The sequence below is a fragment of the Paraburkholderia acidisoli genome (assembly GCF_009789675.1).
GTDB classification, from domain to species: Bacteria; Pseudomonadota; Gammaproteobacteria; order Burkholderiales; family Burkholderiaceae; genus Paraburkholderia; species Paraburkholderia acidisoli.
The window spans coordinates 1741172-1761333 of record NZ_CP046914.1 but is presented as its reverse complement, the minus strand read 5'-3'; the positions used below and the strand labels follow the sequence as shown (position 1 = coordinate 1761333).

Below are 20162 nucleotides of genomic sequence, written 5' to 3'. Positions count from 1 at the left end.
CGCCAATCAGGCCTTGTAGCGTTCGAGCCAGTGCGCGTACGGCGCGGGCAGCGTCCACGCGGCGCGCTCGACGCCCAGCGCCTGCGCCGCGAAGTACGGCCAGTGCGGGTTCGCGAGGTGCGCGCGGCCGACCATCACGAGGTCGAGCTGTTCCGACGCCACCGAGCGCTCGGCCAGTTCCGGCGTGCCGATACCCCATGCCGACGACACCGGCAGGCCGCTCGCGCGACGCACCTTCTGCGCGATCGGCGCGAGGAACGCGGGCGCCCAGGGAATCTGCGCGGTCGGGGTCGAGAAACCCACGCTCACGCTCAGCATGTCCAGGCCTTCGCGCTTGAAGTGCTTCGTGAGTTCGATCGACTCGGCGAGCGTTTCCTCGTCGCGGCCGTCGAATTCGATCACGCCGAAGCGCGCCGTGAGCGGCAGATGTTCGGGCCAGACCTTGCGCACCGCGGCCAGCGTTTCCAGCAGGAAACGGCTGCGGTTTTCGAGGCTGCCGCCGTAAAGGTCGTCGCGCTGGTTGGCGTGCGGCGAGAAGAAGCTCTGCGCGAGATAGCCGTGCGCGAAGTGCAGTTCGAGCCATTCGAAACCGGCGTCGAGCGCGCGTTTCGCGGCGGCCACGAAGTCCTCGCGCACACGGGCGATGTCGTCGAGCGTCATCGCCTTCGGCACCTTCGGCAGGTTCGCGCCGAACGCGATCGCCGAGGGAGACAAGGTCTGCCAGCCGCGCGCATCGTCTTCGGCAATATGGTCGTCGCCTTCCCACGGACGGTTCGCGCTCGCCTTGCGGCCCGCATGCGCGATCTGGATGCCGGGCACCGCGCCCGCCGCCTTGATCGCCGCGACCGTGGGCTTGAACGCCTCGGCTTGCGCGTCGTTCCAGATACCCGTGCAGCCCGGCGTGATGCGGCCTTCCGGCGATACCGCCGTGGCCTCGACGATCACGAGACCCGCGCCGCCGCGCGCGATCTGCGCGTAGTGCACGTGATGCCAGTCGTTGGGCATGCCCTCGACGGCGCTGTACTGGCACATCGGCGGCACGGCAATGCGGTTGCGCAACTGGGTGCTCTTGAGCTTGAACGGTTCAAACAATGCGGACATCGACTACTCCTTTCTGGGCGCAGGTCGCGACAAATGCGGCGTCTGCGCCGATTGACCAAAATCGGGATTTCGTTTCGGCAACATGCGGCCCGTGCGCCGTGATTCGCGGCGCGCGCCGTGTTGCCTGAAGGAAAAAGAGACAGAGAAAACGGGACGGCGAGATGGCGGCTGGTGTAACCCGCGCGCCCGCCGCCCGGAGATTACGCGCGGCGCAGCGCCACGAGCAACGCTTCGGCCACCGGCTCGGAGGAAGCCGGGTTCTGGCCCGTGATCAACAGGCCGTCGGTGGCGACGTGCGCCTGCCAGTCGGCGGCCTTGCTGTAATTGCCGCCGTTCGTCTTGAGCATGTCTTCGACGAGGAAGGGCACGACGTCGGTGAGTTGCACGGCGGCTTCCTCGGCGTTCGAGAAGCCCGTGACCGACTTGCCGGCCACGACCGGCTTGCCGTCGGCGCCCTTCACGTGGCGCAGCACGCCGGGCGCGTGGCACACGGCGGCGACGGGCTTGCCCGCCGCGAGCGTCTTTTCGATCAAGGCGATCGACACGGGATCTTCGGCGAGGTCCCAGAGCGGGCCGTGACCGCCCGGATAGAACACGGCGTCGAACGCGCTCGCGTCGACATCGGCGAGACGTTGCGTTTTGGCCAGCGCGGCCTGCGCGGCGGGGTCGGCGTCGAAACGGCGCGTGGCTTCGGTTTGCGCCGAAGGATCGCTGCTCTTCGGGTCGAGCGGCGGCTGGCCGCCCTTCGGCGAAGCGAGCGTGAGTTCCGCGCCCGCGTCGAGCAGCGCGTAGTACGGTGCCGCGAATTCCTCGAGCCAGAAGCCCGTTTTCTTGCCGGTGTTGCCAAGGTCTTCGTGCGAGGTCAAAACGATCAGTACTTTCATCGGCGTTCCTTAATCGATGAGAAACGGCGCGCGAGCGCCGCGCTGGGACCGGTCTCGGACACACCGGAACGGCGTGCTATTAGACCGGTCGTCTAGTCTCCTTGCGTATTGTGCGGTCGATTGCGCGACAGAGATGTGTCGCAAAACGCCGCTTCGTTACGCCAGATTATTCGAACCGCAATGTGAATCGAAATGCGCCGGCGGTCAGCTCGCGGGCAGATTCAGCAGAACGCGTGTCGTGGCCATGGCCGCGTCGAGCGGCCGGCGGTCGCGATGGATTTTCTCCAGCAGCGTCGCGCCGAGCCACAGTTCGTAAAGCGTCGTGGCCGTGGTCGCGGCGTCCTGCACGCCCGCCAGCGAACCGTCCTCGCGCCCTTCCTCGATACACGCCGCAATGCGCGTGATGATCGTGCCGGTGCCGCGCCGCAGTACCGCGCGCATCGGCTCGGACAGATCGCTCACTTCCGCGCCCAGCTTGACCGCGAGGCACTTGCCCACCGGGTCGTCCGCGCACTGGATCGTGCGCCACTCTTCCCAGTAAGCGAGCAGCCGCTCGGCGGCCGTGCCCGGCGCGCGCACCAGCAGATCGACGAGGCGCTCGGCATATTCGTCGAAGTAGCAGGTCAGCAGCGCCTCGCCGAACGCTTCCTTCGAACCGAAATAGTGATAGAACGACCCTTTCGGCACGCCCGCGGCCGCGAGGATCTCATTGAGACCCACGGCCGAAAACCCCTTGCCCAGCAAGATGGGCAAGGCGGTATCGAGGATGTGTTGCCGGACTTCGACGGTCGCCGCTGCATTCATGGGTTGGCATGTTACCGGGCGATTAGACCAGTCGTCTAGTAATCTCCCATACTGAGTAGTGGCATTTTGCGCCCTCACCTCCAGGAGACACGCCCATGACGTCCCGCACCCTGCTCTGTTACGGCGATTCCAACACGCACGGCACCAAACCGCTCTCCCAGCCTGGCGTGCTGGAACGATTCGGTCCCGCGGACCGCTGGCCCGGCGTGCTGCGCGAGTCGCTCGGGCCGGGCTGGACGGTCGTCGAGGAAGGCCTGCCTGCGCGCACGACGGTGCACGACGACCCGATCGAGGGCCGCCACAAGAACGGCCTCGCGTATTGGCGGCCGTGCCTCGAAAGCCAGTTGCCGGTCGACGTCGTAGTGCTGATGCTCGGCACCAACGACCTCAAGACGCGCTTTTCCGTCACGCCCGCCGACATCGCCCATTCCATCGACGTACTGCTGGAAACGCTGGTCGCGTGCCGCGCCGGTCCGAACGGCACGACGCCGCACGTGCTGCTGATGGCGCCCGTGCCGATCGAAGAGATCGGCTTTCTCGGCGAGATCTTCGCGGGCGGCGCGGCCCGCTCGCGGCGGCTCGCGCCGCTCTACGAGCGCGTCGCGGTGAAATACGGCTCGGCGTTTCTCGACGCGGGCGAGATCGCGACCGTCAGCCCGACCGACGGCATTCACTACGAGGCGGAGCAGCATCACCGGCTCGGCAAAGCGGTCGCGGAACTAGTGAAGAAGCGCTTCGGCGCTTGAGTCTCGCGCACGACGCGGCGCCCGCGCGTGCGCCATCGGCACGACAACGCGCGCCCCAAAACAAAAACGCCGCCGGCCCGAAGGCACAGCGGCGTTTTCCGGCGCACCCGGCGCGAAGGCCGGACGCGACTCAGACGGCGCGTATCAACGCGACATCATGTTCATGCTGACGTTGTGCATGACCCACAGCGTTCCGCCGATCACGATCACCGCGGTCAACACGGTGAACGCGAACGCCGTGACGTTCCAGCGCTGGCCCGACGACGTGTTCATATGCAGGAAGAACACGAGGTGGACGAGGATCTGCACGACGGCCAGCACGGCCAGGCCGATCAGCGCCGTTTCGCGCGAGAAACCGCCGTGGAGCACGACCCAGAACGATGCTGCCGTGAGCACCACCGCCAGGATGAAACCGGCCAGATAGCTGCCGAAGCTGCCGTGGCTTTCTTCTTCGTGGATGGAATGAGCACTCATTTAGATCACGCTCGCAAGGTAAACAAAGGAGAACACGCAGATCCAGACGATGTCCAGAAAGTGCCAGAAAAGGCTGAGGCACGACAGGCGGCGGATTTCGCGCTCGCCCAGCACCGGCGCCTTCACGGCCTGAACCATCAGCACGATCATCCAGATCATGCCCATCGTCACGTGGATACCGTGGGTGGCGACCAGCGTGAAGAACGACGACAGGAACGCGCTGCGTTGCGGGCCGTTGCCCTCGGCGATCATGTTCGCGAACTCATGCAGTTCGAAGTACAGGAACGTTGCGCCGAGCAGGAAGGTGATCGCCAGCCAGAACAGCACTTGACCCTTGCGCTGCTTGTGCGCGCCGATCATCGCGAAGCCGTACGTGATGGACGACAGCAGCAGCACTGCCGTTTCCATCGCGACGCCGTTGATGTCGAACAGATCCTTGCCCGTGGGGCCGCCCGCGAACTGGTTCTGCATGACGGCGAACACTGCGAACAGCGAGCCGAACAAAATGCAGTCCGTCATCAGGTACAGCCAGAAGCCGAATACCGAGTGTGACGGCGGGTGATCGTGGTGATCGTGCTCCGCGTGAGCGGCCACGCTGTTATGCGTCGACATCAGTTGGCCTCCATTGCGGCTTCAACCTTGCCACGGCGTTGCTTGTCTTCGAACGCCTTGACCAGTGCGCGATTGCGCATTTCTTCATCTGCCCGGACCTTGGCGGCCGGGATGTAATAGCCTTCGTTCTTCTGGAAGCTGTAGGCGATCGCGGTGCCGAGAATGCCGATGAAACCGACGATCATGAGCCACCAGATGTGCCAGATGCCTGCAAAGCCGAGCACCAGGCTGAAGAAGCCGATGAACAGACCTGCGCTCGTGTTCGAGGGCATGTGGATGTCGGTGTAATGCGTGTTCGCGACGTCCGGCGTCTCACGGCCCGTGTCCTTCAGGTGCTGGAACTCGTCGAGTTCCGACACGTTCGGGATGACCGGGAAGTTATAGACCGGCGGCGGCGACGACATCGACCATTCCAGCGTACGGCCACCCCACGGATCGCCCGTCAGGTCGCGGTTTTCCGGCTTGTTGCGGTCGCGGATCGACACGTACAGCTGCAGCAGCTGATGCGCGATACCGATAGCCACGAGCACGGCGCCAACCCACGCGATGATCATCCACGGATGCCATGCCGGATTGTCATAGTGGTTCAGACGACGCGTGGCGCCCATGAAGCCGAGCACGTACAGCGGCGTGAAGGCGACGTAGAAGCCGACGAGCCAGAACCAGAACGCGCGCTTGCCGAGCTTTTCGTCGAGCTTGAAGCCGAATGCCTTCGGGAACCAGTAGTTGAAACCGGCCAGGTAGCCGAACAGCACGCCGCCGATGATCACGTTGTGGAAGTGAGCGATCAGGAACAGCGAGTTGTGCAGCACGAAGTCCGCGCCCGGGATCGCCATCATCACGCCGGTCATGCCGCCGATGGTGAAAGTGACCATGAAGCCGAGCGTCCACAGCACCGGCGAGGTGAACTCGAGGCGACCGCGGTAGATCGTGAACAGCCAGTTGAAGATCTTCACGCCCGTCGGGATCGCGATGATCATCGTCATGATGCCGAAGAACGCGTTGACGTCGGCGCCCGAACCCATCGTGAAGAAGTGGTGCAGCCACACGAGGAACGAGAGCACCATGATCGAGCAGGTCGCGTAGACCATGGTGGTGTAGCCGAACAGCGGCTTCTTCGCGTAGGTCGCGACGACTTCCGAGAAAATACCGAACGCCGGCAGGATCAGGATGTACACCTCGGGGTGACCCCAGGCCCAGATCAGGTTCAGGTACAGCATGGCGTTGCCGCCGCCGTCATTCGTGAAGAAGTGCGTGCCGATATAACGGTCGAGGCCGAGCAGCGCGAGCGTGACGGTCAGGATCGGGAACGCAGCCATGATCAGCACGTTCGTGCACAGCGCCGTCCACGTGAACACCGGCATCTTCATCAGCGTCATGCCGGGGGCGCGCATCTTGATGATGGTGACGAAGAAGTTCACGCCGGTCAGCAGCGTGCCGACACCGGAGATCTGCAGCGCCCACAGGTAGTAATCCACCCCGACGCCTGGACTGTACGCCAGCTCCGAAAGCGGCGGATACGCGAGCCAGCCGGTCATGGCGAATTCGCCGACGACGAGCGAGATCATCAGCAGGATCGCGCCAACAGCCGTCATCCAGAACGACAGCGAGTTCAGGAACGGGAACGCGACGTCGCGCGCGCCGATCTGCAGCGGCACCACGATGTTCATCAGGCCAACCATGAAAGCCATGGCCATGAAGAAGATCATGATGACGCCGTGCGCCGTGAAGATCTGGTCGTAGTGATGCGGCGGGAGGTAGCCCGGCGCGTTGTACGCGAGCGCGAGCTGGGTACGCATCATGATCGCGTCGGCGAAGCCGCGCAGCAGCATGATGAGGGCGAGCACGATGTACATCACGCCCAGACGCTTGTGGTCGACGCTCGTCAGCCACTCCGTCCACAGATACTTCCACTTACCGAGGTAAGTGATGCCACCGAGCACGAAGGCGCCGATGATCGCCATGCCGACCATCGTGCCGAGAATAATCGGCTCGTGATACGGAATGGCATCCAGTGTGAGTTTTCCGAACATTCCTGCTTACCCCTTGGTCACGCACGACGGGTCACTGAAATTCGTGACATGGCCGTTGTTGTACTTCGCGATGATATTCGTGAAGAGCTTCGGATCGACCGTCGAGAAGTACTCGACCGGCGCCTTCTCGCTCGGCTGCGCAACGGTCGAGTATTGATCCATCGACAGTTGCGACGACGAGGCCTTCACCTTCTGAACCCATGCGTCGAAGTCTTGCTGGCTCGTGGCGAGGGTGCGGAACTTCATGTCCGAGAAGCCCTTGCCGCTGAAGTTCGCCGAAAGGCCGGCGTAATCGCCAGCGTGGTCGGCGATCAGGTGCAGACGCGTCTGCATGCCAGCCATGGCGTAGACCTGGGTACCAAGCTGCGGGATGAAGAACGAGTTCATCACCGAATCCGACGTGATGCTGAAGTTCACCGGCGTGCCGACCGGCAGCGCCAGTTGGTTCACCGAAGCGATGCCCAGATCCGGGTAGATGAACAGCCACTTCCAGTCGAGCGCGACCACTTCGACGTTGATCGGCTTGACGTTCGATTCGAGCGGCTTGTAGGGATCGAGCTCGTGCGTGGTTTTCCACGTGAGCACGCCGAGGAACAGAATGATCAGCGTCGGAACGGTCCAGACGACGATTTCGATCGCCGTGGAGTGCGACCACTTGGGCGCGTAGGTGGCGCTGGTGTTCGATGCGCGATAGCGGTAGGCGAACCAGAGCGTCAGGATGATCACGGGGATCACCACGATCAGCATGGCCCAGGTGGAGGTCGCGATCAGCGACTTTTCCGCCATACCCACACTACCTTTGGGGTCGAGGACTTCCAAGTTGCAACCAGAAAGGCAAGAAACCAATCCGGCGCCCACGGGAAGCAATAACCTTTTCAAGGTTGTACTTTTCATCACGTTTGCCTGAATTTCATTCATTGAAATAGTTCCGGGCACATCCCCTCGACATCCGCCCAAAGGAAGCGCGCCCGCATCATACAGCCGCTTTGATCTTTCGCAATCAATGAATGTGGAAAATGATCTTTGTCAAAACGCGATTGAGACACTTTGTCGCATGTGTTTGCGAGGTTCGTCGCGCCTCAGAAACACACGCGCGGTGGGTCTCAACCGGCTCTCACGCCGATCTCCGCCGCGGCTTTTTCCGAACCTTGCCGGTTCGAAACCTTCTTACGCACCAGCGCGCCGCACCACCTCGCGGCGGCCGGCGCACTGGTTGCGTCGTCAATCTTCTTACAACGGATCCTGGTGCTTACGCCTGCGTGCTTACGTCGGCGAGTGCGGCGCACGAACGTCCGTGCCGGCGCGCACGGCTTCCGCCGGTACGCCTTCATCAGCCGTCGGTTGCTTGGTGCGACCGGCCTGGGCGACGAGGTTCGCCGCCGAAAGCTCGATCGCGTCGGTGAAGGGCTTCGGATAGAGGCCCACCGCCAGCACCAGCACCGCGAGCGAAGCGAAGATCAGCGTTTCGCGGCGACCGATGTCGGTCAGCTTCGCCACGCCCTTGTTCGCCACGGCGCCAAAGATCACGCGCTTGTACATCCACAGGGTGTACGCGGCGCTCAGAATGACGGTCGTCGCGGCAATCGCGCCGACCCAGAAGTTCGCGCGGATCGCGCCCATGATGACCATGAACTCGCCCACGAAGCCCGACGTGCCCGGCAGGCCGAGGTTGGCCATGGCGAACAGCATCATGAAGGTGGCGTAGCGCGGCATCACGTTGACGACGCCGCCGTAAGCCGAGATCGTGCGCGTCTTGGTGCGGTCGAACAGCACGCCGACGGAAAGCAGCAGCGCGCCCGAGACGAAACCGTACGAGATCATCTGGACGATCGCGCCTTCGGTGCCGATCTGGTTGAAGAGGAACAGGCCCAGCGTGACGAGACCCATGTGGGCGACCGTCGAGTACGCGAGCAGCTTGGTCATGTCGGTCTGCGCGAGCGCCAGCAGGCTCGAGTACACCACCGCCACCAGCGAGAGCGTGATGATCGCGGGCGCGAAGAAGTGCGCGGCGTCCGGCGTGATGGGCAGCGTGAAGCGCAGGAAACCGTAGCCGCCGAGCTTGAGCATGGCCATCAGCACGGTTGCGCCGGTGGGCGCTTCGAGGTGGACGTCGGGCAGCCACGTGTGGAACGGCCACATCGGCACCTTGACCGCGAAGGCCGCGAAGAAGCCGATGAACACGAGGATCTGCGGGATGAAGCCGAGCGTGTGCAGGTTGTGCCACGCGGCCATGTCGAACGTCTGCGACTGGCTGTAGAGGTACAGCATCGACACCAGCATCATCAGCGAGCCGGCGAACGAGAAGAAGAAGAACTTGACCGCGGCGTAGGAGCGGCGGGCGTGGCCCCACGTGCCGATCAGCAGGTACAGCGGAATCAGCGTCGCTTCGAAGAACACGAAGAACAACATGCCGTCCGTCGCGGCGAACGTGCCGACCATCAGGCCCGAGAGGATCAGGAACGCGCCGAAGTACTGGGCGACGCGCACGGTGATGGATTCCCACGAGGCGATCACGATCACGAGCGTCGTGAACGCCGTGAGCACGACCAGCCACAGCGAAATGCCGTCGATTCCGAGACGCCAGCCCACGCCGAACTCGGGCAGCCAGTCGCGGAATTCGACGAACTGCATGCCGACGACGTGATTGTCGAAGCCGGTGACGAGCGGGAGGGTCAGCAGCAGGCCGACGATCGAGCCGATCAGCGACAGCCAGCGCGCGCGCTGCGGATGGCGGTCCGACCCGAGGCGCAGCACAGCCACGCCGAACAGGATGGGAATCCAGATCGCCAGACTCAGGAATGGAACGGATTGCATTTCAACGAGACCTTAAAAATGCGGGCAAAAAGCGCCGAATCGCACACTCAGTGCGAAAGCAAACTGAAAGAGATACGCGGGGTGAAAATCGGACTACGCTGCCTGTAATGTATTTGTCAGCGACTGGGCGAAATGCAACACACGTTCAAGGGTTAACGAGGGTAAACGGAATACGGAAGTTTTGCAGCGCAACAACACGTGCCGGATCGAGGGTTGACGCAAATCATTGTTTTTATTCACTTTCATACCAAGACGAAAAACAACAAAAGCGCCCACACGGTCGAATTTTGGTCGCGATTTTTCTCAAATCGCCGCTGTCGCGCCAGGAAGGCGCGGCAGGCTGTCGCGCTGCGCGGCCAGTATCATACCTTACTTGTGTCTTTCGTTTCAATAACTTAGGTACTCTGGCCCTGTCAGAGCGGCTATCCAGATCGCCGGTTACCGGCCGTGGACGGGGCGTTGCGCGCCGCAAAAAAAAGCCCCAGCCGTGGCGAGGCTGGGGCAACTCTCACTACGCGTCAGGGATGTCGACACGCTGCGGCCCGAACTTTAGCGGGTTGCGTCCCCATCATTAAGCCGGACGCATGGAAAGGTCCTTTCTTGTCTGTGCGAGATCCATTTCCCGGCCGGTTTTTTCCCCATTTCGACCTCGCGCGCATCCTCACTTCGCCCGTCGTCCATGCAATTCGCAAATGAGAATTATTTGCATTTGGGAAATTTTTGGCCCAGAATACGCTTCATGCCGAACCCACGGCACCTCATCCGATTTGCCGCGCGGCCCGTCCGCGCCCCGACCCGTTCGCCACTTTGCAGGCGGCCGGAGTCGATGCCACCGCACTCACTCCGGGCCGACAGGAGGCTCCATGAACTACACCGCCCCTTTCGCGAGAAATGACACGCTGATCGACGACACCTTCGTCCAGCACCCCGACAGCGCCGAACAAACCATCCTGCGCGCCGTGCGCACCTGGCTGCGCCCGCACTGCGACGCCTACGGCAAAGCCGAGAACTGGCGTGGCGTGCTCGCCGACGCGGGCCTGGGCGCCGAGGGCATCGGCTATTTCGACCTGCTGATGCACACACTCTGCCATACCGCGTGCCGCCCGCTCGACACGCGTTGCCGCTGCGCCGCCGAACTCGCGAAGGACGAGGGCTCGCTGCTGCAGGTGATCGCCCTGCTCCAGTGCACGCGCAGCGAAGCCGCCGTGCAGCTGCTCAACGACTGGCTGCCGATGCAGAGCGTGAGCGGCATGCTCAAGACCTCGCGCTGGTTCGCGATCTCGCTGCTCGACGCAGGCCTGCAACTGAGCGACCGCTCGCGGCGCGTGACTTATATGCACTGATCGCCGCCGCGTTTGCGCGAGGCATTTTCGGGTGGCGAAACATCGCCATCGATCTGCATTCCTGATTAATTTCGGCGATGAAAAAGCGGTGCGAGATTCGCACCGCTTTTTTTGCTTCGTAACGCGGAATGGCGAAATCGCGGAATTGGACTAGTTGCGCGGCTTCATGCGCTCGCGCAGATAGCGGCGCAGCGCGCGCGCCATCTTCGGATACTGCTCGCCGGGCACCGCGAACAACACGAGCGCGCACAGCGCGAGCACACCGCAAAACAGGAACGTGCCGCGGTAGCCGAATGCCTGCACGAGCAGACCCGAAAGCACGCCGGACAGAATCGAGCCGAGCCGCGACGCGTTGAAGAACAGCGCCGTCGCGCGACCCGGCGACGACGGCATCAGATCCTGCACGAAGGTCATGCCCAGACACGACGTGACTGCGACCACGAACGCGTTCAGGATCTGCATGGGGATCAGCGAATGCACGCCGGGCGCGGCCGCCATCGACGCGAAATAGATCGCATGCACCACGGCGCAACCCGCGAGCCAGCGCGGTTTGTTGAGCGACGAGGCGCGCGCGCCGAGCGCGAGCATCATCGGAATTTCCATGAACGCGCCGAGCCCGAGCATGATCGACACGTCGAGGCGCGTGCCGTCCAGGCCGTGCACGATGTAGAGCGGCAGCACGATCATCGTGGCGTTCGCCGCCAGCCCGATGAGTGTGAGCGCAACGATCGCGCGCATGATGTCTTTCTGCGAGCTTGCCGGTGCGGGCGGCGGCCGCTTCGCGCTGGCGCCCGCCACCGCGCCGGGATCGCGCGGCGCGCCCGGCAGCACTTCGGCCTGCGTGAGCGGCTGCCCGTCGTATTGGGCGGCGCCCGCCTCCGCCAGCTCGCTCGCGACTTCGCTCGCGGTTGGCCGCGCGGTCATGTGCTGGGTCGCGTGTTCGTCCGCGCGCGGCTCGCGCATGCGCCACACGATCGCGCCACACGCCGCGAAGCTTGCCGCGGCGAACAGGAACAGGCCGTAGAAGCCGGTCGCCGCGAGCACCAGCGCGCCCACCGCCGGGCCGAACACCCACGCCGCCGAGAGGATCGTGCGCAAGGTCGCGCTCGCAAAGGTGCGTTCGGCGTCGTCGCGCGCGGGCAGCGCCGCGCGGCTGAACGAGAACACGAGCGACAGCGCGCAGCCGCCCGCGCCGATGAACGCGATGCCCACCGCCAGCAGCAGACGGAAGTCGCGCACGACGCACAGACACAGATAGCCGAGCGTGGCCGCGACCAGCGACGCGAGCAGCAGCGGCCGATGCTTGCCGGTGGCGTCGCCCCAACGGCCCGCCGCGGTGCTCGCGATCACGCCGCTCGCCGCGATGGCGGTCATGAAGATGCCGAGCCTTAACGGCGTCATGCCGGCACGTTCGACGCCGAATAGCGAAAGATACGGCGCGGTGAACGACATGGCGACGCCGAGCATGAGCGTCGCGCCAGCGAGCGGCAGAAAACCGGGAATGGCGAGAAGTCCGGCAAAGCGCGAGTTTTTGAGCACGGCGCGGCGGAGAGTGGGGGAAGTGTGTGGACAGCGATGGAACGACGAAACCGATTATCCGACTGAACTCGCACGCTCTGCAAGGTTGGTCACGTGATCGGTAACAACTGGATGCACTTCTCTTGCCGGGCCGAAGACTATGCACAGATTCTGTTGGCAGCCTTGTGGGCAAGCGCGGGATGATCGGCGTAACCCGTTGATGGCGCAGGGATAACCTGGACTGATGTCGCGGGCGTCAATGCGAGTGAGGTTTTCCACAGTTTTTGTTCACAAGGCTGGGGATAAGCACAGGACACATGGCATTCGGCCTTGTTTCGTAAGGCTTTGGCAGTGCGTGGGGAAATCTAGGTTCCCCAAGCCCCCCACAAACATCGTTCCCCCACGTTTCCCCATGCATCGCGCTGCGGGGAAACTTCCATTCCCCCACAGGAGAACGGCTTTACTTATTAAACATTTGCATCGTCTGAAAAACAAGCTAGCGACAAACACGCTGCCGTTTCAACAATTCACGTGTTTGAATTAGCTTGAACAGGGTGTCTGCAAATGCTGCGATGCCTGCATGTACGTGTGGGGAAGGTGTGTTCCCCACACGCCGCCCGTTCAATGCCGACTCGTTTCGCACAGCGCACGAAATTCACGCCAGGATGCCTCCCACTTCAGTTCGCCCTTCGGGAGGACCTGCCACTGCGCACTGCGTGCCTCGAGCGAAGATATCCAGTACAGATTTCGCTTACCCGCAACCCGGCTACGCACCTGAAACCGGATCGCGGCGTGGTTGAGCAGATACTGGACAGTCGAGACGCTGGCCGCTGCGCCTCGCAAACCTCCCGTGCCGAGTACCGCACATCTGGCTCCATTGACGCGAAGACCGCTGCGGCCATCTTCAGCGCTTCCCGCTCCGTGACGTTCATCGGTAGTCTCCTTCTAGTGCAGGGTGTCGTTTTCGGGCGCGGCACGCAGACGAGCTGGCTGAAAGTGCGGGTAAAGGTCGATTGACGCCAGCTCAGGGGCCGCGCCCCCCGCATTAGCCATCACCAGCATGTCGAACAGCCCATCAGTAGATGGTGGCATGCCTGGCTCAAATTTCACGCACAGCATTTCCGAGTACACGTCATGCGCCATCGCTGGCGGCACGAACACCACGGTCGGCCTGTAGCCGTGCTGCTGCACAAACGGCAGAATCATCTCCGAGATCTGCGCCGATAGTTCCCGTACCAGACGCATTTCGTTCATTGCTGCTCCCCTACTCTTCGCGCTGCATCGCGACGTAACTGGGGCACATAGTCCTCGGGGTTAAAGCACATCCCGTGGATCGTCTGACTCTGCGGGGAGTCCCCCAGCCAGCTCGTCCAGCCGAGCTTCTGCGTCTCGCCTAACAGCGTCGGGGTTGCAGCCTGATGCTTTAGCGTCAACTGCAGTTCCCAGCCATACTCGACGCCAACGAATGCGCGCACGAGGTCGCGCAACTTGAGCAGATCCGCTCCCTGCGGCATCAGGCGCTGGTACGGCTCGATGTCGAGCGGCCCGATCACAATGTGGAAATGGTTCATACGAATGGGCACCATCTGCCCGAGGCGTGCGCCCATGCCCATGCACGCCCCCTGACGTTCCTCACCCAGACGGCCCACGTTGTCCGGCTCGATGGGCGTCCATTGCAGAACGTTCCCCACAATCTCTACCGGTACACTGAAATAGTGCGCGATAGCGCTGCGCAGTCCATCGGGGTTGCGCCCCTGCCTGACCAGACGGGGAGTAAACGACAGGCGAGCGTGATCCGGCAGCGAGGATTGAGACGCCCTGTGCGGGTATCCCTGCAACGCAGCAATCCACGAAGAAAAATAGTCGTTGTCCGCCCGGTCGAGACTCACCGTAGGCTGCGACCACGCCCACGCCCGATAAAAGAGCGAAAACGCCCGGTGATGGAACAGGTCCAGGAAGTTTGACAGTGTGGGATCGTTGCGCAGTTCTTCGCGCTCACGCGCGGTCTCGGTCACCTGGCTCGGCAACGGGCCGTCCGGCCCCAGCATGCCCAGGCTATAGAGCCGGATGTGCAGTTTGCCGTTTTTGACCTGGGCCTGCGCAACTTCGCTGGGAGCAAAAATCAGGCTGGGCTTCTGTCCCAGGCGGAAATTTTCGGTACGCGCGAGCAACGCGCGGCCAACCGGATCAATGGCAACGTTCGCATTGATCCGGCGCACGAGCGCAAGGAATCCATGCTGCCAGGGCAAGGCCGTCACATCGTCAATCAGCGCCGGCGACAGCGGAAGTAAGGGCGTTAGGCGATCCATGAGTCTGTTTCCAGCGTGATTGAGCCACACGTTCCGTTTGTCATAAAAATCACACCCTATGATTTTCAATGCAGGCTGCGCTGACGCGCGGCGTTGTCCTTGTGAACCGCCAGTTGCGGAATCATCGTCGGCGTTGGACCGATGACGATTTTCATCCCGTGAAGCAGAACGGGAATCTCGCTCCCGTCAAAGAACGCTTGTGCAACAAGCGGACTAAAAATAAGCGTGTCCGGCCTGCAGCCGTAAAGCGCCTCGAACTTCGGACTGTTGGTTTCGATCATCCTGCGGAGTTCTTCAGATACATCAAGGTCCATTGCTCTGCACTCCTTTTTAATTTGGTTACAGACCGTCTGCACGGTCTGCTTGGGAGCTATCTGATACTCGAAATCAAACTGCAACCGCAGGTGGCGTGATGACCCTGACGGGCAACCGGGATGCCGTGGTCGGTGATGTCGTCATCGCCCTCAAGAATCACATTTGGATTGATCTCAGGGTGCAAAGGGCACTCGACCAGATCGCCCTTGCGGGCGACAGGACGACTCTCGTAGTCCATCGTTTTCGACGCGGTGACGACTGCACCGCCGTGGTCTGTGGTATCGCCAAGTCGGATGAAATCCATGTCATCACTCCTGCGGATGCGCCTTGAGATAGGCGGCGAAGGCTCTGATTTCCGCAGGCGTTGAGGGATAGTCGCGAGGGAACTCAATCATCTGATTGCTTGTGCTCATTTCCAGCGGCCCAGCAAAATCTGCTGGAGAGAAAACCTCGCTTACGACAATTGATGCACCGATCAAATACTTCCCTTTCAAGACTCTTTGCCGTGGGAACAGTCGAAATGTCGTTTCTCTTTCCTGCATACTCGGGACGCACAGACTCTCACCAGGGTATCTATGAGCGTTCGTCATTGCTGTGCCGCCAAAGAAATCCGTTCTGACGGATTCCTTTTGCGGACTGTCCATGCGTTGAGCGCTAACTACAATCCATGAATTTTCAGCGATAGGATTATATGTACCTTCCCAAGTTGCAGGATTCTTGAGACAAACTTCCTCACGCCCACTATTCTTGAAAACAACGGTAACTTGCAGAGCACCGTCTTTTGGCAACATACTCACTGCTGCATCAAGCCTCACAACAGGAATTCCACTTTTGTAGAAGGAAGTCACGAAGCTATCGATGAGAGGCGCAGGTACAAATGTGCCGTACTTCTTCGACTCTAGATAGACTTCGCCTAGTTTGCTTTGCTCAGCACTCGACAGGTCACCTTCAAGAAGCGCAGCACCTGGCATACGTGCATCCGCGCTATCGCCGCGCATGAGCAATTTATAGCTGCCGTTATTTACGTAGAGAGTAGTTAGGGCGTTGTCACCTTGAACATACCCCCTTGTACTCATGGAAAAAACACTCTCCGCAGCCATACATGCTCCCATACCCTTCTGCTGCCCGCGACAGGAGCTGCGTCCCCTTCGGCAGCGTGAGGCCGTCCGCACCCTGACCGGTCCTGTCTGCAGGATGAAACTGCACGACGGCCATCGATGGCAGGGGCGCAACGAAATTCGGGTGAATGCACTGCAACTGGCGCAGCGTAAAGGGGTCGGTCGCACGATCGATGAGCATCTGCACGTCCGCGTTGATGAACGCAGCCCCCTGCAGCAGCCGCTCGACGTGGGGATCGCCAACCTCACCGGAAGGAAGCCCGCCCAGACGGGCTGAGACTTTCTGGTGCTGCTGTACGAATTCGCCAAACAGAGACTTCATGTACTGCAGTTCGCGCGAGTAGTAGTCTGGAAGTTCCGGGTCCATTACTCGTTTTTCAAAATAACTTAGGCATGCGAATCGACTAACCCGAACTCTGTCTTTTACAAGGCAGTCATTATGTGGCGCAGCAAGTCATTTGCTGGCTGCAACCGTGGCGGGCATTGTGCTGGGTCAGAGAACGAATGTTTTGCAGACAGGCGTGTCTTGGGGTGAGTCACGCGCGTTGCGATTCATCTTCGCCAGGATCAGCGTCAACAAGACGTGACACCAGAACCTCGACAAGGCACTGATCCACGGGATTCAGCCTGTCGACCTTCCTGACCCGTTCGGCCGCACGTGGCGAGAAGCGCGCAAGGACGCCGTCACCCGACAGGCCGTAGCGAAGCCACAGCACATCCACTCCCAGCAGACAGGCCAGAGACCCAAACGTGTCTGATTTCGGAACGGTTCGGCCTGAGAGCCATTTGTGCGCGGTTTGCGGGCTAATCGGCATGCCGGCTGCATGACCATCGTTAAGCAGTCTCGCCAGCGCCGTCGCCCCGCGTAAGGGTTCCGGTCTGGACTGCATGGCGAGCCGCAGACGCTCGGCAAATGCTGCCTTTTGGGGTTGGATGTCCATCCGCCAACCATCCCCCATTCAGGCGAAAACTACCTTCGGACATCTCCGAAAAATCATGCCCCCATGATTTTTGTGATACTGTATATTTATACAGTATTTTTATTCTGATCATGCCTCGCCCGCCTACGCTCACTGCCCTCGAACTCGCTGCGATTCTCAGGGGCGGCCCGACGACGAACACGCTGCGGCTACTGCATGAGCTTGCGCGGCTTCAGGCACTCGCACGTCAGACGCATCAGATACGGCTGATGATCGGATCGCCCCTGGGGTCGGTAACGGAACCGGTGTGGACGGCCTTCGAAAACGAGCTGAACGCCATTCCCTGCCTGACCGACGCGCCCGAGGTACAGGAGTGGATCGTCACTCCAATCCCGCCCCCGGCCCCGCTGACCGCGACACAGCTCGCGGCGATCTATGACGCCAGACCGAATCACACCGCCCTGCGCCTTCTGCACGATATCCAGCAACTCCATGCGCTGATTTTTCGCGCACGGCAAATTCACGGGATGATAGGGCGACGTCAGGGCAAGGTGCCCCCGGATATGTGGGAAGCATTCGGCATTGCCGTGAACACTGAACCCTGCCTGACTGACCCGCCCACACAGCGGCAGCAGGCGCGCATCGACCGGATGACTGCGACAAGGAAGAACAAGTGACTTGAAAAGAAAAAGGCGACCGCGTGCTGGGAGCACGGGTCGCCTCAGATCGAGCGCGCTTGCGCTATCTCATTTGCAACTCAGCGCGAGCACGTGCTTCCGGCTGATGGCGTAGAAGCATGCACCTATGCGATCAGTGAGCCGAATATCCTGCGCGTCGCCATTCAGATATCGGCATCTAATCGTTACCTCCCGTCCCGCATCATAAACATATCCGACTTCCCAGCGCCCTGTGCGGTTGCTCGTTTGATCGGGAATAAGCGAAGCAAGCTCTTCAGGTGCTCCATCGAATACTGTCACGTACTGTAATGTTGTTCCGCGTTTGACCGGGCACACCCGCCCGGCAATGGCAGCGTCAAAACTACAGAAACCTAAGAAGACGCCGATAATTACGGATGCGAACCTATTCCACCACATAGAAATTATTCGCGTTATTCGAAATATAGGAGCCTCCATTCCAATAGATAGTCCGCAGTGAAACAGGCGAAGGCGTTGCGCCGCTGACAAACTGGTCATAAACTTCAATGCCGGCCGCCGTCTGACGCACGTAGATTGCGGCGTGACCACGATAGACCGGCGTTTTAGTTGTATCCTCTGGTGCATCGAAGGTCGCGATAACGGTCCCCGGCACGATAGCAGCATTCCCCTTCACGAGCGCACCACGTTTCCAATCTATCGTTCTAGCAGGCAGCGTCGGGCACACTTGTACAACATACGAAACGCATTGTCCACAGAAGTCCGGAGAATGGGAATGCTCAACAGGTGCAACCTCGTATGGACCAAGATGAGAAGTCCGGGTACATACCCAAGTTCCCAGCCGAGCATTCGGATTGCTGCTGTAATTCGAACTTACATATGGCATGTAGGATTCCTAATATTTTGAGGAGAAAATGAAGTGTTTGCAAAGCTCAATTTAGGAATGCGTTTTATCCTAACGCTCCGAGAACATACTGTTACTGTCCGGCGTCAATGCCAAGCACAAAAGACGGTACGATCCACTACGCGTCGTGACGCCCGCAGCGACTTGCTCTGTAAGTCTGAAATTTTCACACCAGCACTCAGACAGCAGCTTATGGTGTTAGCGTCCCGTCTCATACCACCGCACGCCACCGCCCTCGTCCTGCTCTTCAAGCGCGCGCCGCGCCTCGCTGCACTCGATGCCCCTGCCACGCTCGGCGTAGCGCTGGAGCGAGTGACGTACTTCCATCACCTGCAAGGCAGTCGCATGTCCTGCGCGCACGGCGGCGATGGCCGCGTTGCGCTTGGTGTCCGGTGGTGCCGTTAGCGTGATCCGTGCGAGCACGTCTGCCTGCTCACGTAGCGTCATCGTGTACATGACCCTGTTCCTCTCGAAGTCCCTGCCGCGACCGTGGCGCTGCACGGCGCGGCGATACGGATGGCCGTTAGCCATCGCGGTTGCTCTCATCCATTCGTTCCGCGATGCGCAGCGAGTCGATGAAATATTTCCAGCGCACGTCGTCCTGGCCTTCCATCACATGCCCCGCGCACAACACCCCCTTGAGCATGGCTAACTCGTTAGCGTTGCCCCTGAAGTAGTCGATCAGTTTCTGCGTGCGCATGCAGCGCTGCTCCAGTCGTATGCTCATACCGTCTCCACGTCCCGTTCATTCCAGTAGCGACGCTCGCCAGCTTCCTGCAACAAGCCCTGCGCCAGCCCTTCCGCCATCCCGTGTGCTGTCTCGCGCAGGTAGTCGTCGTCCTCCGACTCCATGCCCCAGAGTGAATCGCACACGTCATCCACCGGCTCGACCTCATCGTCCAGCAGTTCGACCACGAGGCCGACCCAATACCACTGATCGTTACACCAGCGGCGCAGGTGTTCGTAATCAAGGTGCACGCTTTCAGCCGTGATCTCGCCACGGGTCAGCGGCTTCCACGGCCGGCACTGTTCCTCCAGACGGTGCCTGCCATCCTCGCCGCGCACCGCGAATGTCGTCCGGCGTAACCGCGCCTGCAGCGTTGCCTTGTCCTCATCCCTCAGTCCCCACCCATCGCGATACGCAATCTTCATCGTCGCCCACGGCACGCCGCTGCTGGCGGTCTGCGACCCGTCGAATCCTCGTGATGCAAGAACCGGCCTCACACCCGTACAGCTCCTGCAGCGCTACCAGATCCGCGCCATCCCAGCATCGAGCAACCGCTTCGCGCTGCGCAAGGCGGCGGTGGCCCGGTTGCTCAACCGCCGTCACGGCTGCGTGATCGATCCGAAATGCACGATGCTGCTCGATGGACTCGGGCGCTCCTACGTCCACCGCAAGCTGCGCGTAACGGCCACAACCGGCCTGGAGTACGCGAACGAGCCGGTCAAGGGACCGACTTCGCACGTCTGCGAGGCGTTCCAGTACCTGTGCCTGCACGTTGCGCACATCGGCTCCGAAGAGGAAGTCGTGGAACGGTCGAGGGTGCAGGTGGCGAAGCGCAGGGTGGTATGAACATCACAGCTGCGGGCCATTCGCACTCGCGCATTACGCTC

25 protein-coding genes are annotated in these 20162 nt (G+C 61.4%); 4 read left to right on the top strand and 21 right to left on the bottom strand.

Annotated elements, in window-relative coordinates; genetic code table 11:
* Window positions 1-6 precede the first annotated feature (6 nt).
* The 3 genes from FAZ98_RS21955 to FAZ98_RS21945 all read right to left on the bottom strand — a co-directional run bounded on the left by FAZ98_RS21955 (window position 7) and on the right by FAZ98_RS21945 (window position 2789).
* The gene (locus FAZ98_RS21955; RefSeq protein WP_158953764.1) at window positions 7-1101 is read right to left on the bottom strand and encodes an NADH:flavin oxidoreductase/NADH oxidase; all 1095 of its coding nucleotides are present in this window, start codon (window positions 1099-1101) and stop codon (window positions 7-9) included.
* Window positions 1102-1301: 200 nt separating this feature from the next.
* A complete protein-coding gene (locus FAZ98_RS21950) occupies window positions 1302-1985 on the bottom strand; it encodes a type 1 glutamine amidotransferase domain-containing protein (protein WP_158953762.1) in 684 nt (227 codons plus the stop codon).
* Between the two features lie 204 nt (window positions 1986-2189).
* Window positions 2190-2789 (bottom strand): TetR/AcrR family transcriptional regulator, encoded by a 600-nt coding sequence (locus FAZ98_RS21945; RefSeq protein WP_158953760.1) that lies wholly within the window; start codon window positions 2787-2789, stop codon window positions 2190-2192.
* A 95-nt stretch (window positions 2790-2884) separates the two neighbouring features.
* Here FAZ98_RS21945 and FAZ98_RS21940 point away from each other — a divergent pair, with 95 nt between their 5' ends.
* Window positions 2885-3535 (top strand): SGNH/GDSL hydrolase family protein, encoded by a 651-nt coding sequence (locus tag FAZ98_RS21940; protein WP_158953758.1) that lies wholly within the window; start codon window positions 2885-2887, stop codon window positions 3533-3535.
* Window positions 3536-3679: 144 nt separating this feature from the next.
* Here FAZ98_RS21940 and cyoD read toward each other — a convergent pair whose 3' ends face one another.
* From cyoD to FAZ98_RS21915, 5 genes are all read right to left on the bottom strand, one after another.
* Entirely contained in the window at window positions 3680-4009 is a 330-nt protein-coding gene (cyoD, locus tag FAZ98_RS21935) for a cytochrome o ubiquinol oxidase subunit IV (RefSeq protein ID WP_158953756.1), read from the bottom strand.
* A complete protein-coding gene (gene cyoC, locus FAZ98_RS21930; RefSeq protein WP_158953754.1) occupies window positions 4010-4621 on the bottom strand; it encodes a cytochrome o ubiquinol oxidase subunit III in 612 nt (203 codons plus the stop codon).
* Window positions 4621-6654, bottom strand: coding sequence for a cytochrome o ubiquinol oxidase subunit I (gene cyoB / locus FAZ98_RS21925; RefSeq protein WP_158953752.1), 2034 nt, complete (start codon window positions 6652-6654; stop codon window positions 4621-4623). Before cyoB ends, cyoC begins: the two co-directional genes overlap by 1 nt.
* A gap of 6 nt (window positions 6655-6660) precedes the next feature.
* Window positions 6661-7548: a ubiquinol oxidase subunit II gene (cyoA, locus tag FAZ98_RS21920; protein WP_158954123.1), complete on the bottom strand. Its 888-nt coding sequence runs from the start codon at window positions 7546-7548 to the stop codon at window positions 6661-6663.
* A gap of 369 nt (window positions 7549-7917) precedes the next feature.
* Window positions 7918-9468, bottom strand: a complete 1551-nt coding sequence (locus FAZ98_RS21915) for a complex I subunit 4 family protein (RefSeq protein WP_158953750.1) — start codon at window positions 9466-9468, stop codon at window positions 7918-7920.
* Between the two features lie 863 nt (window positions 9469-10331).
* Between FAZ98_RS21915 and FAZ98_RS21910 the strand changes: the two genes are divergently transcribed.
* Window positions 10332-10811 carry a hypothetical protein gene (locus FAZ98_RS21910; RefSeq protein WP_158953748.1) on the top strand — a complete coding sequence of 160 codons (480 nt, stop codon included), beginning with the start codon at window positions 10332-10334 and terminating at the stop codon, window positions 10809-10811.
* Between the two features lie 150 nt (window positions 10812-10961).
* On the opposite strand, the gene FAZ98_RS21905 is transcribed toward FAZ98_RS21910, so the two are convergent.
* From FAZ98_RS21905 to FAZ98_RS21870, 8 genes are all read right to left on the bottom strand, one after another.
* Complete coding sequence (locus FAZ98_RS21905; protein ID WP_158953746.1) at window positions 10962-12350, bottom strand: sugar efflux transporter; 1389 nt, start codon at window positions 12348-12350, stop codon at window positions 10962-10964.
* Between the two features lie 924 nt (window positions 12351-13274).
* A complete protein-coding gene (locus FAZ98_RS21900; protein ID WP_158953744.1) occupies window positions 13275-13583 on the bottom strand; it encodes a hypothetical protein in 309 nt (102 codons plus the stop codon).
* Complete coding sequence (gene tssG, locus FAZ98_RS21895; RefSeq protein WP_158953742.1) at window positions 13580-14638, bottom strand: type VI secretion system baseplate subunit TssG; 1059 nt, start codon at window positions 14636-14638, stop codon at window positions 13580-13582. Before tssG ends, FAZ98_RS21900 begins: the two co-directional genes overlap by 4 nt.
* Window positions 14639-14703: 65 nt before the next feature.
* Window positions 14704-14952, bottom strand: a complete 249-nt coding sequence (locus tag FAZ98_RS21890; RefSeq protein WP_158953740.1) for a hypothetical protein — start codon at window positions 14950-14952, stop codon at window positions 14704-14706.
* Window positions 14953-15008: 56 nt separating this feature from the next.
* Window positions 15009-15257 carry a PAAR domain-containing protein gene (locus FAZ98_RS21885; RefSeq protein ID WP_158953738.1) on the bottom strand — a complete coding sequence of 83 codons (249 nt, stop codon included), beginning with the start codon at window positions 15255-15257 and terminating at the stop codon, window positions 15009-15011.
* A gap of 4 nt (window positions 15258-15261) precedes the next feature.
* On the bottom strand, window positions 15262-16053 hold the full coding sequence (locus tag FAZ98_RS21880) for a hypothetical protein (RefSeq protein ID WP_158953736.1): 792 nt from the start codon (window positions 16051-16053) through the stop codon (window positions 15262-15264).
* The gene (locus FAZ98_RS21875) at window positions 16001-16438 is read right to left on the bottom strand and encodes a type VI secretion system baseplate subunit TssF (RefSeq protein WP_158953734.1); all 438 of its coding nucleotides are present in this window, start codon (window positions 16436-16438) and stop codon (window positions 16001-16003) included. The genes FAZ98_RS21880 and FAZ98_RS21875 overlap by 53 nt, the downstream gene beginning before the upstream one ends.
* 169 nt (window positions 16439-16607) lie before the next feature.
* The gene (locus FAZ98_RS21870) at window positions 16608-17012 is read right to left on the bottom strand and encodes a transcriptional regulator (protein WP_158953732.1); all 405 of its coding nucleotides are present in this window, start codon (window positions 17010-17012) and stop codon (window positions 16608-16610) included.
* Between the two features lie 248 nt (window positions 17013-17260).
* Between FAZ98_RS21870 and FAZ98_RS21865 the strand changes: the two genes are divergently transcribed.
* Complete coding sequence (locus FAZ98_RS21865; RefSeq protein ID WP_158953730.1) at window positions 17261-17668, top strand: hypothetical protein; 408 nt, start codon at window positions 17261-17263, stop codon at window positions 17666-17668.
* Between the two features lie 69 nt (window positions 17669-17737).
* Here the strand turns inward: FAZ98_RS21865 and FAZ98_RS36070 are convergent, their stop codons facing one another.
* The 5 genes from FAZ98_RS36070 to FAZ98_RS21845 form a co-directional block, all read right to left on the bottom strand.
* On the bottom strand, window positions 17738-18085 hold the full coding sequence (locus FAZ98_RS36070) for an STY0301 family protein (protein WP_325072535.1): 348 nt from the start codon (window positions 18083-18085) through the stop codon (window positions 17738-17740).
* Window positions 18072-18530 carry a BPSL0067 family protein gene (locus tag FAZ98_RS21860; RefSeq protein ID WP_158953729.1) on the bottom strand — a complete coding sequence of 153 codons (459 nt, stop codon included), beginning with the start codon at window positions 18528-18530 and terminating at the stop codon, window positions 18072-18074. The genes FAZ98_RS36070 and FAZ98_RS21860 overlap by 14 nt, the downstream gene beginning before the upstream one ends.
* A 216-nt stretch (window positions 18531-18746) precedes the next feature.
* Window positions 18747-19004, bottom strand: a complete 258-nt coding sequence (locus tag FAZ98_RS21855) for a hypothetical protein (protein WP_158953727.1) — start codon at window positions 19002-19004, stop codon at window positions 18747-18749.
* A gap of 67 nt (window positions 19005-19071) precedes the next feature.
* Complete coding sequence (locus FAZ98_RS21850; protein WP_158953725.1) at window positions 19072-19275, bottom strand: hypothetical protein; 204 nt, start codon at window positions 19273-19275, stop codon at window positions 19072-19074.
* The gene (locus FAZ98_RS21845) at window positions 19272-19700 is read right to left on the bottom strand and encodes a hypothetical protein (RefSeq protein WP_158953723.1); all 429 of its coding nucleotides are present in this window, start codon (window positions 19698-19700) and stop codon (window positions 19272-19274) included. The genes FAZ98_RS21850 and FAZ98_RS21845 overlap by 4 nt, the downstream gene beginning before the upstream one ends.
* Here FAZ98_RS21845 and FAZ98_RS21840 point away from each other — a divergent pair.
* On the top strand, window positions 19654-20121 hold the full coding sequence (locus FAZ98_RS21840; RefSeq protein ID WP_158953721.1) for a hypothetical protein: 468 nt from the start codon (window positions 19654-19656) through the stop codon (window positions 20119-20121). The genes FAZ98_RS21845 and FAZ98_RS21840 overlap by 47 nt on opposite strands.
* The last annotated feature ends 41 nt before the right edge of the window (window positions 20122-20162 follow it).

Excerpts from the sequence above, each read along its gene's own strand:
- FAZ98_RS21955 (WP_158953764.1), bottom strand. The coding sequence starts at position 1,101 with ATGTCCGCATTGTTTGAACCGTTCAAGCTCAAGAGCACCCAGTTGCGC.
- FAZ98_RS21950 (WP_158953762.1), bottom strand. The coding sequence starts at position 1,985 with ATGAAAGTACTGATCGTTTTGACCTCGCACGAAGACCTTGGCAACACC.
- FAZ98_RS21945 (WP_158953760.1), bottom strand. The coding sequence starts at position 2,789 with ATGAATGCAGCGGCGACCGTCGAAGTCCGGCAACACATCCTCGATACC.
- FAZ98_RS21940 (WP_158953758.1), top strand. The coding sequence starts at position 2,885 with ATGACGTCCCGCACCCTGCTCTGTTACGGCGATTCCAACACGCACGGC.
- cyoD (WP_158953756.1), bottom strand. The coding sequence starts at position 4,009 with ATGAGTGCTCATTCCATCCACGAAGAAGAAAGCCACGGCAGCTTCGGC.
- cyoC (WP_158953754.1), bottom strand. The coding sequence starts at position 4,621 with ATGTCGACGCATAACAGCGTGGCCGCTCACGCGGAGCACGATCACCAC.
- cyoB (WP_158953752.1), bottom strand. The coding sequence starts at position 6,654 with ATGTTCGGAAAACTCACACTGGATGCCATTCCGTATCACGAGCCGATT.
- cyoA (WP_158954123.1), bottom strand. The coding sequence starts at position 7,548 with ATGAAAAGTACAACCTTGAAAAGGTTATTGCTTCCCGTGGGCGCCGGA.
- FAZ98_RS21915 (WP_158953750.1), bottom strand. The coding sequence starts at position 9,468 with ATGCAATCCGTTCCATTCCTGAGTCTGGCGATCTGGATTCCCATCCTG.
- FAZ98_RS21910 (WP_158953748.1), top strand. The coding sequence starts at position 10,332 with ATGAACTACACCGCCCCTTTCGCGAGAAATGACACGCTGATCGACGAC.
- FAZ98_RS21900 (WP_158953744.1), bottom strand. The coding sequence starts at position 13,583 with ATGAACGAAATGCGTCTGGTACGGGAACTATCGGCGCAGATCTCGGAG.
- tssG (WP_158953742.1), bottom strand. The coding sequence starts at position 14,638 with ATGGATCGCCTAACGCCCTTACTTCCGCTGTCGCCGGCGCTGATTGAC.
- FAZ98_RS21890 (WP_158953740.1), bottom strand. The coding sequence starts at position 14,952 with ATGGACCTTGATGTATCTGAAGAACTCCGCAGGATGATCGAAACCAAC.
- FAZ98_RS21885 (WP_158953738.1), bottom strand. The coding sequence starts at position 15,257 with ATGGATTTCATCCGACTTGGCGATACCACAGACCACGGCGGTGCAGTC.
- FAZ98_RS21880 (WP_158953736.1), bottom strand. The coding sequence starts at position 16,053 with ATGGCTGCGGAGAGTGTTTTTTCCATGAGTACAAGGGGGTATGTTCAA.
- FAZ98_RS21875 (WP_158953734.1), bottom strand. The coding sequence starts at position 16,438 with ATGGACCCGGAACTTCCAGACTACTACTCGCGCGAACTGCAGTACATG.
- FAZ98_RS21870 (WP_158953732.1), bottom strand. The coding sequence starts at position 17,012 with ATGGACATCCAACCCCAAAAGGCAGCATTTGCCGAGCGTCTGCGGCTC.
- FAZ98_RS21865 (WP_158953730.1), top strand. The coding sequence starts at position 17,261 with ATGATCGGATCGCCCCTGGGGTCGGTAACGGAACCGGTGTGGACGGCC.
- FAZ98_RS36070 (WP_325072535.1), bottom strand. The coding sequence starts at position 18,085 with ATGTGGTGGAATAGGTTCGCATCCGTAATTATCGGCGTCTTCTTAGGT.
- FAZ98_RS21860 (WP_158953729.1), bottom strand. The coding sequence starts at position 18,530 with ATGCCATATGTAAGTTCGAATTACAGCAGCAATCCGAATGCTCGGCTG.
- FAZ98_RS21855 (WP_158953727.1), bottom strand. The coding sequence starts at position 19,004 with ATGTACACGATGACGCTACGTGAGCAGGCAGACGTGCTCGCACGGATC.
- FAZ98_RS21850 (WP_158953725.1), bottom strand. The coding sequence starts at position 19,275 with ATGAGCATACGACTGGAGCAGCGCTGCATGCGCACGCAGAAACTGATC.
- FAZ98_RS21845 (WP_158953723.1), bottom strand. The coding sequence starts at position 19,700 with ATGAAGATTGCGTATCGCGATGGGTGGGGACTGAGGGATGAGGACAAG.